Origin of the sequence: Sphingomonas sp. TX0543, assembly GCF_048565505.1 — a bacterium.
GTDB lineage: Bacteria > Pseudomonadota > Alphaproteobacteria > Sphingomonadales > Sphingomonadaceae > Sphingomonas.
On the sequence record NZ_JBLZUS010000002.1, the window covers coordinates 2,490,348 to 2,504,206 of the forward strand.

A 13,859-nucleotide genomic window follows, 5' to 3' on the forward strand; every position below is an offset into this window, starting at 1 on the left:
GCCCCTGCTAACCCGTTGAAAAATGGCGCGCCCGGAACGATTCGAACGTCCGACCCTCAGATTCGTAGTCTGATGCTCTATCCAGCTGAGCTACGGGCGCTTGGGAGGCGCTCCTTTAGAAGGGGGTTTCGAGTTGCGCAAGAGCGTTGCGTACACTTTTCTCGCCTCGTAGAGCGCGAAGGGATGAAGCAATTCCTTCCCCTTGCGCTTATGGCAGCCTTGCTGGCCGGATGCGCCGAGCGCGATTATCCCTCGCTGCTGCCGCGATCCGGCGAGCAGCTCGATTTTCGCGAGCCACTCGCCCCGGCGCCAACTCCGGTGACCGCGGACCCCGCGCTCGATTCACGGATCAGCACCGCGCAGGCTGCCGTGAAGGAGGCAGGCGACGCTTTCGATACGGCGAGTGCGCGGGCCGACCGGCTGACCAGCGCCGCCGCGCGCGCGCCGGCCGGCAGCGATGCGTGGCTTGAGGCACAGACCGCCCTTGCCGACCTCGACGCAGCACGCGCGCGGCAGGTTGATGCGCTTACGGATCTGGAACAGCTGGCCTCCGATCGCGCCGTCACGCTCGCCCCGCCTTATCCGGCGCTCGATCGCGCGGTCGAGGCGGCGCAGGCGGCCGCTGAAGCTTCTGCCACACGAATCGCGACGATGCAGCGTCGGCTCGCTCCGGCGAATTGAGCCCGCGTCAGCAAGGGCGAGTGATACGATTCAGATGGCGACGCAGCGGGTCGTGCAGGTCGAGCGCGGGATGATCGAAATCACCCGCAGCATCGCGCGACATGCCAAGGCAGATCATCAAGCCCCAGCTCCGCTCATTCGCCGGCACGGTTATCGCCGAGACGCGCGGCCATTCAGTCGTGGCCCAGCCATGATCGAGCGATGCCTCCGCTGCCTCCAGCGCATAGCCCTGCCCCCACGCGGCGCGTGCCAGTCGCCAGCCGATTTCCGGCTCGTCAGCTACCGGCGTACCGGCGGGGCCAGGCTTGATCCCGCAAAACCCTAGAAACGCCCCGTCGGCGCGCCGCTCGATCGCCCAGAAGCAGGTGCCGATCTCGTCAGCGAGCGCGTTCTGCCCCTCGATCACGGCCATGCAATCCGCGCGCGACATCGGCGGCCCGAGAAAGCGCATCACCTCCGCATCCCGCCCCATCGCAAAGAACGGCTCGGCATCCGCATCGCGCCAGCGCCTTAAAAGAAGGCGCGCCGTTTCGATCACGGTCGCTCGATCCGATAGGTTACGGTGTCGCGTAGCGGATCGTCGGCCGCGAAGAGCGGGTGCATGAAGTCCATCGCCGGCAAATGCGACATCCCAAGTCGCTCCATCAGCTTGCGGCTCCTGGCGTTTCGTCGCGCCGTTATCGCAACGATCGCGTCCGCGTCGCCGTTCGTCCAGCCCCAGGCGATGCTCGCCGCAGCCGCCTCGCGCGCATAGCCCGAACCCCAAAAGGGCGCTGCCAGCGTCCAGCCCACCTCGAGCATGCCAGCGATCGGCGTGTCCGGGGCGCCCGGTTTCAGCCCGCAGAACCCGATAGTGGCGCCGCTGTCACGCTGTTCGACGACGAAGAAACCCAACGGATGGTATGATGCGTGGCGTGCCAGCGCCGCATCGCTGTCCTCAGCGCTCTTCAGTGCGCCGAGATCGCCCATCACACGCGGATCGGCCCACATCGCGTGAAGCGGCGCGCGGTCGCGCCCCTCGAAGCGACGCAGAATCAGGCGCTCCGTCTGGATCATGCATTGAGCAACCTTGCCGCATGAGCGGCGTGATAGGTCAGGATGCCCGAACATCCGGCACGACGCATCGCCACAAGAGTCTCGAGCACCAGCGCGTCGCGATCAGCGGCACCCGCCGCCGCCGCCGCCTCGATCATCGCATATTCGCCGGATACCTGATAGGCGAACACCGGCACGCCGAATGTCTCCTTAACCCGCCAGACGATGTCGAGATAGGGCAGGCCCGGTTTCACCATCACGCTGTCGGCCCCCTCCGCAAGGTCCATCCGCACTTCGCGTAGCGCCTCGTCGCCGTTGGCATAGTCCATCTGATAGGTCTTCTTGTCGCCCTTCAGCAGCCCGCGGCTCCCGACAGCATCACGGAACGGGCCATAGAAGGCGCTGGCGTATTTCGCGGCATAGGCCATGATCTGGACATTGACGTGCCCCGCCCCCTCAAGCGCGGCGCGGATCGTGCCGATGCGGCCGTCCATCATGTCCGATGGCGCAATGATATCGGCGCCCGCCGCTGCCTGGTTGAGCGATTGGCCGACAAGCACCTCCACCGTCGCGTCGTTGAGGACATAGCCGGCGGTATCGACCAGCCCGTCATGGCCATGCGCGGTATAGGGATCGAGCGCCACATCGGTCAGGATCCCCACTTCGGGCACCGCATCCTTTATCGCGCGGATCGCGCGGCACATCAGATTGTCGGGGTTGAGCGCCTCGCGCCCGTCATCCGTACGCAGGCTCGCCGGCGTGTTCGGAAAAAGCGCAAGGCACGGAATGCCGAGATCAAGCGCCTCTTTGGCGCGCGCGACGATGCCGTCGACCGACCAACGCGATACGCCCGGCAGGCTTGGGATCGGCTCCTCCACGCCGTGGCCGTCAGTGATGAAAAGGGGCCAGATCAGGTCGGCAGCTGTCAGCAGAGTCTCGCGATGCAGCCGACGGCTCCAGTCGGCTGTACGTGTGCGGCGAAGGCGAAGCGCGGGAAATGGGGCGTGCATAGCGCCATGCGACATGCGCCTTCGCGCCGCGCCGGGCAAGCGTTACGGAGCCGAAACCGATGCTGGTGCGTTCCCCCGCCCATGACCGGGATCAAAAGCGCCGCCCTCATCGTCAACGCCAAATCGCGCAAAGGGCAGAAGCTGTTCAAACGCGCCTGCCGTCGGCTGGACGAATTGCCATTCCCGGTGGACGCGCACGCAGTCGAGAACCCCGAGCATCTGGAGCGAACCGTGCGACGCGCGCTCGCGAAAAAGCCGGACCTGGTGATCCTCGGCGGCGGGGATGGCACCATCAGCGGGCTGGTCGACCTTCTGGTGGGCAAGGATGTGATCCTGGGGGTGCTACCGCTCGGCACCGCCAATTCCTTCGCGCGCACCCTCGGCATCCCGCTCGACATCGATGGAGCGATAGACGTACTCGCCAATGGCAGGCCGCGCCGGATCGACCTCGGCATGATCGATGACGATTATTTCGCCAATTGTGCGGCGATGGGGATCAGCCCGCAGATAGCTGAAACGGTGCCGCATCGGCTGAAGCGCTATTTCGGCCGGGTCGGCTATCTCGGCTGGGCCGCCTATCAGTTCACGCATTTCAAGCCGTTCACGCTGATCGTCGATGACGGCAGCGGCGAGAAGCGCATGCGGGTCGTGGAGGTGCGGATCTCGAATGGCCCGTATCACGGCGGCACCTGGCTGGTGGACGAAGCGAAGGTCGATTCAGGCCAGATCGTGGTTCAGGCCGTCACCGGCCGCTACAAGCGCGGGCTCGTGAAGAACTGGGCAGCCAGCTTCGTCGGGCATGAGTCGCGACATCACGATACGATCAGCTTCACCGGCAAATCCCTGAAAATATCCACCGAGCCGCCGCTGCCGATTTCGATCGACGGCGAAATTCTCGCCCGCACGCCGGTGACGGCACATATTGCCGCAGGGGCGATCGACGTAATGGCGCCGCTGGAGCAGCCTAGACCGCCGGCTTGAAATTACTGCCAGGCTCGATATCGGCATGGCTGCGCTCGGCGACCTGCTCTTCGACCACGAGCAGCCCGCCGCGCCGCCACGGGCCATATAGATAATAAAGCACCGCGAGCAGGAGGTTCATTATCGAGCCCAGCGGAAAGCTCCACCACAAAGCATCCGCGCCCCAGACCGGATCCAGCAACAGCGCAATTCCCAGACGAACCGGAAACATCGAAATCGCCAGAATCACCAGCGGCCCCCACACCGCACCATTTGCGCGAACCGTGCCGAACAGGATCATCGTCGCGCCGAACAGGATCAGGCCCCAGGTGACGATCAGATTGATATGCTGCGCGACGTGCACCGCCGGGCTGCCTGCGCCGATAAACAGGCTAAGCAGCGCACGGTCGAACAGCAGCGCCGCTATGACCATCGTTCCCGTCATCAGCAGATTGAACACCAGGCCCGCGCGCGTGATCCGAGTCACGCGATCCCACCGACCCGCGCCAATATTCTGCGCTGCCATGGCAGAAACCGCCGCGCCGATCGCCATCGCCGGCATCTGCACGTAATTCCATAGTTGCTGGGTGATGCCGTATGCGGCGATCGTATCGATGCCGTGCCGGTTGACCAGCCCGATCATCACCAGCGAAGACGTGGACAGCACCAGCATCTGCGCCCCAATCGGAAGACCTTTGCCAACGATCGTTCGCACCAGCGCTGGATCCGGCAGGATATAGCGTAGTTCCGCTCCTTTGAGACGAAGCGGAAGGTTGCGGGTCTGGATGTGCAGCACCAGCGCCGCCAGCGCGACGACATTGGCGATCAGCGTCGCCAGCGCCGATCCGGCGATGCCGAGCCGGGGAAACGGTCCGACCCCCATGATGAGGAGCGGGTTCAGCCCCGCATCAAGCACCACGCATAGCGCCATGAACCACAAGGGCGTCACCGAATCGCCCGTGCCGCGCAGCCCCATGAACATCAGCACCAGCAGCATCGATGCCGGCAAGGCGAGGAAGATAACCCGAAGATAGGCCAGCGCAGGCACGAACGCGCCCGCCGGCGTGGCGAGCAGGTGGAGAATTTCCGGCGCGAACGCCCAGCCGAGCGCTGCCACCACGATCGCCGTGCCAAGCACCAGCCCGATCGCGGAGCCGAACGCGCGCCGCGCCGCATCCACATCGCGCCGGCCCCAGTTCTGGCCGACCATGATCGTCGCGGCCATGCCGAAGCCGAACACCGCGCCGAACGTCAGGAACATGATGATGTTCGCGTTCGAGGTCGCCGCGAGAGCCCCCTCCCCCAGAAACCGCCCGACCCAGATCGCATTGACCGAGCCGTTGAGCGACTGGAGGATATTCGATGCCAGCGTGGGCAGCGCAAACAGCAGCAGCGCGCGCCCGATCGGCCCGCTCGTGAGGTTACGCGCATGGCCGTGCGGGGCGGCGGGCGGCGCTTGCTTCATGTCCTGATCCGCCACCTGCGCCAGACTCCTCAAGGGCGGAAACGGCGCCGCCTGTCGCCCGTCCTGCTAACGCCGGCCGCGCGCCGGCGAATATCTTATCCTAGCCGCGCCAGCGCCGCCCCGAGCCGCTCTGCCTCGGCGGCCTTCTCCGCATGATCGGCGCGCGCCTTTTCCACCGCTTCCGGCTTGGCCCGCTCAACGAAACTCGGGTTGCCGAGCCGCCCCGCCAGCGCATCCCGTTCCTTCTCCGCCGCCGCGATCGCCTTGGCGAGCCGCGCGCGTTCGGTGTCGAGATCGATCACTTCGCCCAGACCGAGCCGATAGGTCGCCTCATCCACCACGACTTGCGCGCTGCCGCCCGTCACCTCGCCCGGCGCGATCCGCGCGAGGCGGGCGATCGTGGCGGCGTTGCGCTCAAGCCGCGCGCTGGTTTCCGCGCCCGGTTCGGAAACGGCATATGGCAGTCGCGCACCGGGTGGCACATTGAGTTCAGTTCGGCTCGAACGAACATCGCTCACCAGCCGGATCAGCCAATCCACCTCGGCCGCAGCGGCCGGATCGATCGCGCGCGCATCCGGTATGGGCCATTTCGCGACGATCAGTTCATGTTCCCGCGGGCTGAGCGCGTGCCACAGTTCCTCGGTGATGAATGGCATGAACGGATGCAACACCACCAGCACCTGATCGAGCACCCAGCCCGCCACCGCGCGCGTCTCGTCATCGATCTGGCCCTTGATCAGTTCCAGATACCAGTCGCAGAACTGGCTCCACACGAAATGATAGATGGCGTTCGCGGCGGCATCGAAGCGCAGTTCCGCCAGCGCCAGATCGACCGACTGGATCGCCTTCACGCACTCGCCGACGATCCACTTGTTGACCGCCGCGTTCGCCGCGGGCGGCTCCAGCGTCGTCGAGCCGCCGATGCCATTGGCCTGGCAGAAGCGGCTGGCGTTCCACAGCTTGGTCGCGAAGTTGCGATATCCCTCGACGCGCTTCTCGTCCATCTTGATGTCGCGGCCCTGGCTCTCCATCGCCGCCATGAAGAAGCGCAGCGCATCCGCGCCATATTTATCGATCAGCCCGAGCGGATCGACCGTATTGCCCTTCGATTTGGACATCTTCGCGCCATCGGCGGCGCGGACCAGCCCGTGTAGATAAAGCGTGCGGAACGGCACATCCTTCATGAAATGCAGGCCCTGCATCATCATGCGGGCGTCCCAGAAGAACAGGATGTCGAAGCCGGAAATCAGCACGTCATTGGGGTAGCGGCCGTGGAGCGTGGGGTCGGCATCCTCCGGCCAGCCCATCGTGGCGAACGGCCAGAGCGCGGAGGAGAACCAGGTGTCGAGGACGTCGGGGTCGCGATAGATAACCTTACGCTCGGGTAATTCCCCTATCCCCCCCGGCGACCGAAACGCCTTGTCAGCGTCTACGACATCTACCTCGACACCTGCACCGTAATATTCTTGGGCCTGAGCGAGCGCATGATCCTCGGTTTCCGCGACGAAGATTTTTGTGCCGAAACTAAAAGTCCGGACCGCTGGATTTTCGTCTTCCGCTTTAGCGGGCCCAAACCACGCCGGGATGCGGTGCCCCCACCACAATTGCCGCGAGACGCACCACGGCTGGATATTCTCCATCCAGTTGAAATACGTCTTCTCCCACGTCTTCGGCACGATGCGCGTCTTGCCGGAGGTCACCGCCTCGATCGCCGGTTTCGCCAGCGTCGCGGCGTCGACATACCATTGATCCGTCAGCCACGGCTCGATCACCTCGCCGGAGCGGTCTCCATAGGGCGTCTGGATCACGCGATCCTCGATGCGCTCCAGAAAGCCCTCGTCCTCAAGCCGCTGCACCACCTGCTTGCGCGCCTGGAAGCGGTCGATGCCAATCAGGTCCGCCGGGATCAGGTCGTCCGCCACCTGCGTCACCTGCGCCTTGGCATCGAGCATGTTGAGCATGTCGCGCGCCTCGATCCCGGCGCGGCGGCCGACCTCGAAGTCGTTGAAATCATGCCCCGGCGTGATCTTCACGGCGCCCGATCCGAGTTCGGGATCGGCGTGCTCGTCGGGGATGATCGGGATCAGCCGGCCGGTGATCGGCAGCTTCACGCGCTTGTCGATCAGCGCCTTGTACCGCTCATCCTCCGGGTTCACCGCGACGGCCATGTCGGCCAGCATCGTTTCGGGCCGCGTCGTCGCGACCGAGATGAAGCCGCTGCCGTCCTCCAGCGGATAGCGCAGGTGCCAGAACTTGCCCTGAACCTCGCGGGTCTCGACCTCCAGATCGCTGATCGCGGTGCCGAGGCCCGGGTCCCAGTTCACCAGGCGCTTGTCGCGATAGATCAGGCCCTGCCGGTGCAGATCGACGAACACCTTCAGCACCGCCTTGCTGAAGCCCTCGTCCATCGTGAAACGTTCGTTCGCCCAGTCCATCGAGCAGCCGAGGCGGCGGAGCTGGCGCGTGATCGCGCCGCCGCTTTCCGCCTTCCATTCCCACACCTTGGCGACGAAATCCTCACGCGAGAAATTGGTGCGCTTCTCCTGCCGCTCGGCCATCTGGCGCTCGACCACCATCTGCGTCGCAATGCCTGCGTGATCGGTGCCGACCACCCACAAGGCATCCTTGCCCTTCAACCGCGCGTGGCGGACGAGGATATCCTGCAGGGTGTTGTCCAGCGCATGCCCGATGTGCAGCGATCCGGTCACATTGGGCGGCGGGTTGACGATCGTCCAGGGTTCCGCGCCAGGCCGGTCTGGACGGAACAGGCCATTATCCTCCCAATGGCTATACCAGCGGGATTCGATTGCGGCGGGATCAAAGGTCTTGGGCAGTTCGGTCATGCCCCGGCTTTAGCCGGGACACGCCAAAAGAAAAGCCGCGCTATCGCGCGCCGTTCCCTGTCCACTTGCCCATCCAGCCCAGCACCTCGCGATACCATTGCCGCGAATTGCGCGGTTTCAGCACCCAGTGGTTCTCGTTGGGGTTCACTATCAACCGCGAGGGTATATCGCGGCGCTGCAGCGCGGTGAAGGCGGCGAGGCCCTGTGTATAAGGAATGCGGAAATCCTTCTCGCCGGTGATGACGAGCATCGGCGTCTTCCACCTGTCGACGTAATTCACCGGATTCCATTTCTCGAACGCGGCCGGATCCTCGTAATAGGCCTTGCCGCCGTGCTCCCATTCGTCGAACCACAGCTCCTCGGTTTCGTAGGCCATGGCCCGGGCATCGAACACGCCGTCGTGCTCAACGATGCACTTGAAGCGATCGGGCCACTGGCCCTCGATCCAGTTCATCATATAGCCGCCATAAGAGGCGCCAAGCGCGCACGCGTTATTGGCGTCCATCCACGGGAATTTATCCGTCGCGGCGGCGAGGCCCTTCTTCAGATCCTCCAGCGGCCAGCCGCCCCAATTGCTGCGGATCGCATCCGTGAACGCTTGCCCGTAGCCAGTCGAGCCGTGGAAATCGACCGCGACCAGGCCATAACCCGCACCCGCGAACACCGCCGGATTCCAGCGATAGGACCAGCTGTTGTTTGAAGAACCCTGCGGACCGCCGTGCACCATATAAGCGATCGGCGCCTTGCCGGTGATGCCGACCGGCTTCACCGCATAGCCCCACACAGTATCGTTATTCGCGCCCTTGAAGCTGAATCGCGTCACCTCCGGCATATCCACGCCAGCCAGCTTCGCCGCGTTGACGGAGGTCAGGCGTTCCGGAGCACCCGTGCCGGTGATGCGATAGAAATCATCCGGTGCGGTGAGGCTGTTCATCGTCACGATCACGCCGCCCGGCGTGACGCTGACGGAAGAGACATTGCCCTCCTGCGTCAGGCGGGTGAGTTGACCGTTCTGCGCATCGACGCGCCACAGCGGATTTTCCTGCGTGTCCTCCGCCGTGACGTAGAGCGATTTCGAATCGGGCGCCCAGGCGATCGAGCCGACCGAGCGATCCCAGCGTTCGGTGAGCGACACCGTCTTGCCGGAGGCCAGATCGCGAATCGTCAGCACCTGACGGTCCGCCTCATAGCCGGGACGACGCATCGCGAACCACGCCAGCCTGCGCCCATCCGGCGAAACGACCGGCTGATTGTCAGTCGCCTTGTTGGCAACGGTAAGGTTCACCGGCGCGCCGCTGCCATCGGCTGGCACCGCGAAGATATCGAGATTGGTGGACAGCGGCTCGATTCGCCCCGCCTCGCGCATCGCGAGATAGATCGTCCTGCCGTCTGGTGACCAGCTCAGCTCCTCGCCGCCGCCGGAAGGTTTCGAAGGCGTGTCGCCGACCAGCGCACCGACGATCGCTTTGCCATTGCCGGGCGCTCCGGCCGACGAAAGCGGAAGGACGAAAAGTTGCGAGCGCGTGCCGTCCGCCCATGTGTCCCAGTGTCGCACGAAAAGCTGATCGTAGGTTCGTGCTTCGCCGGCGTTCGGGTCTTTCTTTTCCCTGGCCGGCTCGAGCGACGGCGCGCCGGGGCGGCGGTCAGCCCAGACGACGACACGGTCGCCGGTAGGTGCCACCTTGAACCCGCCGAAACCGCCCTTGAAATCGGTGATCCGGCGCGGCGTGCCCCCCGTAACGGGCACAGCCCAGATCGCATCATCGCCACCGCGATCGGACGAGAAATAAACGGTATCGCCGACGATCTGCGGGTTGCTTTCGTTCACCGCCGGATCCGCGACCAGCTTCTCGGGCTGCGCGCCGCGCTTCGTCAGGTCGAGTTTCCAGAGATCAAACCGCCCCTTGTTGGCAGCGAGATCGGTTTCGCGCTGCGACCAGACAAGCCATTTGCCATTGGCGGAAACGGTCGGCGAGCTGACACGCGACAGCATTGTCACGTCGTCGATGGTGAGCGGGCGCGCCGAGGCGGGAACAGCGACGGCAGTGGCGATGGCGAGCAGACTCGCGACGGAAAGCGCTTTCATGCCGCAAAGATAGAGCAGATCGTCTCTTCTGCGACAATCTTTCCGTGCGCGATTCGCGCGGCGATCAGCGGCCGGTGTTCGTGATCTTCGCGATTTCGCGGGCCACGATCGATTCGACTATCACCGGCAGGTTCGAGTCGAGCCAATCGCGCAGCATCGGGCGCAACATCTCGCGCACCAGCCCCTCAAGCGTGCCATCGCTTTCCGGCTCCGGCTTCACCAGCAATCGCGATAATGCGTCGAGCGCGCCGCGCGTGGCATCGGCTGTCTGCTGCGACACAATGGCCTCGCCTTTGCGTATCGGTTGTTCTGGGGGGGCAAAAGAGGCTGTCGCCACTGGCGGCGGTGATTCGGGCACGGTCGGCATGGGATGGCTCAGCTCCAGCACCTCTTCCGGCTCGTTGGCGGGCGGCGGGGGAACGATCGAGGGAACAGGCCGGACCGACGGGCGGCGGGACCGCTGCACACTCTCTCCCTCTTCGGCGATGATCCGTTTGATCGAGGACAGAATGTCCTCCATCGACGGCTCGGCGCTAGCGTCCCCCATACGCGACGTTCCACCATTGCTTCGCGAACGCGCCGGTTTAGCGGTTCGGTGTATGCTCACCTGTGGTTAATGGCGCGCTCCTGTCAACACTTGTATCAAGCTCGGGATCAAGCGGACGGGTGACAGTGGCGTTCTGCGCGGGCACTTTCGCTGTAGTCGGCGAGATTTCCGTGGGCGACGGCGCGCTGCCGAAATCGGAAAAACGGTTTTTCACGGCATTGTAGTTATCGGCCGGGTTGTAGAGCGGTCCGCCATCCAGCCCCAGGTCACGCGCCTCGGCGCGACCCATCGCGGCAAGCAGCGCGAAGCCCGCGACATAGGCGTCGCGTCGCGCCGTCACCAGCGTCACCTGGCTGTTGAGCAATTCCTGTTCGGCATTGAGAATATCCAGGATCGTGCGGTTGCCGACACTGTTTTCGGCGCGGACGCCTTCCAGCGACAGCCGATTCGCGCTCACCGCAGCCTCGGACGACTGGATCACTTCAAGTGCCGAGCGCCAAACGGCAAAAGCGGAGCGCGTCTGCGCGATGACCTGCCGCTCGGCGGCGGTTGTATTCTCGATCGCCTGCGAGCGTAACGCCTGCGCCTGCCTGATCTGTGCGCCGGGGCGCCCACCCTGGAAGATCGGCAGCGACAGATTGAGACCCACCGAGGTGGAGGCACCGCTCTGCCCCACGCCAAGCCCTGTGCCCGCACCCAGCGACCCCAGATAGTTGGTGTAATTCTCGCCAACACCGACGCCGACCGTCGGCAGGCGGCCCGCCTGCGCCACTTTCACATCATAGCGCGTCGCATCGCGCTGCCGGCGGGAAGCGATCAGAGTCGGATTGTCCTGCAGCGCTACATCGACCGCCGCATCGGGCGTTGCTGGAAGATTGGGCAATGGTGGCGGCGGCTCCAGCATTCCCGGCGCGTCACCAACGAACTGGACATAGCTCTCGCGGCTGGAGATCAATGTCGCCTGCGCGCTTTGAAACTGCGCGCGTGCGAGGCTCAATCGCGCCTCGGACTGGGCGACATCGGTGCGGGTCAGATCGCCGACCTGGAAGCGATCCCGCGCCGCCCTCAGATTGGTTTCAAGCACCTTAACGTTCTGCGCGTTCAGGCTGACGATCGCCTCGTCGCGCAACACGTTGTTATAGGCGCTGACGACATTCGTGAAGGTGGTGGCCTCCGTTCCGCGCAGCCCGGCCTGCCCCGCCTCGACACGCGTTTCAGCCGCGCGAACCGAGTTGCGCACGGCACCACCAGAGAAAATCGGAACGTTGAGCGATACGGATCCCTGCCCGATCCGCTCCGGCGTGGTGAAGGAATTACCGGTGCGGATCACATTCTCCGCCACGGATCCTGTCGCGGCCACGCCGGGGCGTCCGGCCGCCCTGGCGATCGGCACGTTCTCATCGGTCGCGCGCTGCTGTGCACGCGCCGCAGTAATCGTGGGGTTGTCGTGATATGCCTTGGCGAGCGCCTCTCGGAGCGTTTCCGCAGAAGCCGGCCCGGCGAGCGTCGCGGCAAGCGCGAGGATGGATGTGTAGCGGCCCACCTTAATACCTCAGAAACTGAACCCGCGCCGCCGCGCGAACCCCGGCAGCACCACCGTTTCGATATCGGCGAAATCCGCGACCCCGAACCCGGTGCCCGTGCGTCGCCCCGTCGCCAGCCGCGTGATGCCGCGATCGATCAGCCCGGTCGCGACCCGTCCCCCTTCGCGGAGTTGCACGATCAGGCTCTGAGGCAATTCTTCCACGGCGCCATCGACAATCATCGCGTCATAGGGCGCACCGGCCGCGTACCCCTGTTCCAGGGGGCCTTCGACCAGCTCGACTGCGGCTGTATCGGCGAGCGCGGCGCGCGCGCGCGCGAGCAGATCGGCGTCACTCTCAACCGCGACGACGTGCGCAACCAAACCGGCGAGCACCGCCGCCGTATATCCGGTCGCAGCCCCTATCAGCAGCACCCGATCGCCAGGAAGCAGCCGCGCCTCTGTCAGCAGCCGGCCAGTCGCGATCGGCAGGTTCGCCGACCGGCCATTGCCGAGAGCGACAGATGTATCGCGATAGGCAAGCGCGGCCGCTTCGGACGGCACGAATTTCTCACGCGCAACCCGCGCCATCGCCGTCACGACGCGCGGATCGTTCACCGCGTTGGGGCGCAGCTGGCTCACCACCATTGCGGTGCGCATCGCCTCGAAATCATTCGTCAAGGTAGTGGTCGCCATCATCAACATGCCCTGTCGCACAACTGTTTTATTCGCGCAATACACTAAAGCGCTCATGCGGCTTGTATCGCGTCCCCGGCGCGAGGCCAACCATTGCGGCGCGCTTGACACGGCGCTGCCGCCGACGCATCAGCCCGCTCCCGCATATCGAGGCCCGATGGCGGAGTGGTGACGCAGAGGACTGCAAATCCTTGCACCCGGGTTCGATTCCCGGTCGGGCCTCCATCTTCCGCCATGAGACCGTGAAACCCGCGCCGTTTGCGGGACGATTGCGCGCGAATCGCGTTGATGCGGCGAGATATCGCGAGTGCCTCGCAATAGCTGTTGCCTGCCGCCGATTGGGTCGCTACGGCAACATCCGTGACCGGCTCCGCTCCCTCTGCCCCAGTAATGCGCCCGCCGCGCCGGCGCGTGCGCACCTGGTGGCTGAAACAGCTTCACACATGGCATTGGGTGAGCGCGGCGGTGTCGCTGATCGGCATGCTGCTGTTCGCGATCACCGGAATCACGCTGAATCATGCCGCGTCGATCGGTGCTTCGCCAGCGGTGCAGCAGCGGTCGGGCGATCTTCCGCCCCCGCTGCGCGCCGCGCTCGCCCATCCGCGAAGCAATGACGCACCGCTGCCGACGCAGGTCGCCACGGCAGTGAAGCATGAGGTCGGCCTCGATCCGATGGCCCGCGCGGGGGAATGGTCCGACAGCGAAGTCTATGTCGCGATGCCGGGCCCGGGTGGCGATGCGTGGGTCAGTATCGATCGCGCGAGCGGCAAGATAACGGCCGAGATCACCGATCGTGGCTGGATTTCCTATCTCAACGATCTTCACAAGGGCCGCAATGCGGGCGACGCATGGTTCTGGTTCATCGATGCCTTCGCCGGCGCCTGCATCCTGTTCACGATCACCGGCCTGTTGTTGCTGCAGCTTCATGCCCGCCATCGCCCGTCGACCTGGCCGCTGGTCGGCGCGGGGCTGGTGATCCCGGGGCTGATTGCCCTGTTCCTGATCCATTGAAAG

General features: G+C 64.9%; 12 protein-coding genes and 2 tRNA genes. 4 read left to right on the forward strand and 10 right to left on the reverse strand.

The annotated features are described in order from the left end of the window. Positions 1-23: 23 nt before the first annotated feature. Positions 24-100, reverse strand: a tRNA-Arg gene (locus tag ACM61V_RS12485). Between the two features lie 83 nt (positions 101-183). Here ACM61V_RS12485 and ACM61V_RS12490 point away from each other — a divergent pair. Beyond that, entirely contained in the window at positions 184-681 is a 498-nt protein-coding gene (locus ACM61V_RS12490; protein WP_137786614.1) for a hypothetical protein, read from the forward strand. A 7-nt stretch (positions 682-688) separates the two neighbouring features. Here the strand turns inward: ACM61V_RS12490 and ACM61V_RS12495 are convergent, their stop codons facing one another. Genes ACM61V_RS12495 through hemB form a run of 3 tightly spaced genes read right to left on the reverse strand, consistent with a single transcriptional unit; the run spans position 689 to position 2,726 of the window. After that, positions 689-1,219, reverse strand: coding sequence for a GNAT family N-acetyltransferase (locus ACM61V_RS12495; RefSeq protein WP_419714034.1), 531 nt, complete (start codon positions 1,217-1,219; stop codon positions 689-691). Continuing rightward, on the reverse strand, positions 1,216-1,737 hold the full coding sequence (locus ACM61V_RS12500; RefSeq protein ID WP_137786616.1) for a GNAT family N-acetyltransferase: 522 nt from the start codon (positions 1,735-1,737) through the stop codon (positions 1,216-1,218). Before ACM61V_RS12500 ends, ACM61V_RS12495 begins: the two co-directional genes overlap by 4 nt. Beyond that, complete coding sequence (hemB, locus tag ACM61V_RS12505; RefSeq protein ID WP_137786617.1) at positions 1,734-2,726, reverse strand: porphobilinogen synthase; 993 nt, start codon at positions 2,724-2,726, stop codon at positions 1,734-1,736. The genes ACM61V_RS12500 and hemB overlap by 4 nt, the downstream gene beginning before the upstream one ends. Positions 2,727-2,807: 81 nt before the next feature. On the opposite strand from hemB, the gene ACM61V_RS12510 reads away from it, so the two are divergent. Then, a complete protein-coding gene (locus ACM61V_RS12510) occupies positions 2,808-3,707 on the forward strand; it encodes a diacylglycerol/lipid kinase family protein (RefSeq protein ID WP_137786618.1) in 900 nt (299 codons plus the stop codon). On the opposite strand, the gene ACM61V_RS12515 is transcribed toward ACM61V_RS12510, so the two are convergent. The 6 genes from ACM61V_RS12515 to ACM61V_RS12540 form a co-directional block, all read right to left on the reverse strand. Continuing rightward, positions 3,691-5,151 carry an MATE family efflux transporter gene (locus ACM61V_RS12515; protein ID WP_419714035.1) on the reverse strand — a complete coding sequence of 487 codons (1,461 nt, stop codon included), beginning with the start codon at positions 5,149-5,151 and terminating at the stop codon, positions 3,691-3,693. The genes ACM61V_RS12510 and ACM61V_RS12515 overlap by 17 nt on opposite strands. A gap of 95 nt (positions 5,152-5,246) precedes the next feature. Then, complete coding sequence (locus ACM61V_RS12520; RefSeq protein ID WP_137786620.1) at positions 5,247-7,994, reverse strand: valine--tRNA ligase; 2,748 nt, start codon at positions 7,992-7,994, stop codon at positions 5,247-5,249. A gap of 40 nt (positions 7,995-8,034) precedes the next feature. Further along, positions 8,035-10,080: a prolyl oligopeptidase family serine peptidase gene (locus ACM61V_RS12525; RefSeq protein WP_419714036.1), complete on the reverse strand. Its 2,046-nt coding sequence runs from the start codon at positions 10,078-10,080 to the stop codon at positions 8,035-8,037. A gap of 64 nt (positions 10,081-10,144) precedes the next feature. Further along, positions 10,145-10,468 (reverse strand): DUF2497 domain-containing protein, encoded by a 324-nt coding sequence (locus ACM61V_RS12530; protein WP_419714037.1) that lies wholly within the window; start codon positions 10,466-10,468, stop codon positions 10,145-10,147. 196 nt (positions 10,469-10,664) lie between these two features. After that, entirely contained in the window at positions 10,665-12,170 is a 1,506-nt protein-coding gene (locus tag ACM61V_RS12535; RefSeq protein WP_171007566.1) for a TolC family outer membrane protein, read from the reverse strand. Between the two features lie 9 nt (positions 12,171-12,179). Next, positions 12,180-12,848, reverse strand: coding sequence for a protein-L-isoaspartate O-methyltransferase family protein (locus ACM61V_RS12540; RefSeq protein WP_137786622.1), 669 nt, complete (start codon positions 12,846-12,848; stop codon positions 12,180-12,182). 148 nt (positions 12,849-12,996) lie between these two features. Here ACM61V_RS12540 and ACM61V_RS12545 point away from each other — a divergent pair. Then, a tRNA-Cys gene (locus ACM61V_RS12545) sits at positions 12,997-13,070 on the forward strand. A 165-nt stretch (positions 13,071-13,235) separates the two neighbouring features. After that, positions 13,236-13,856, forward strand: a complete 621-nt coding sequence (locus tag ACM61V_RS12550) for a PepSY-associated TM helix domain-containing protein (RefSeq protein ID WP_137786665.1) — start codon at positions 13,236-13,238, stop codon at positions 13,854-13,856. The last annotated feature ends 3 nt before the right edge of the window (positions 13,857-13,859 follow it).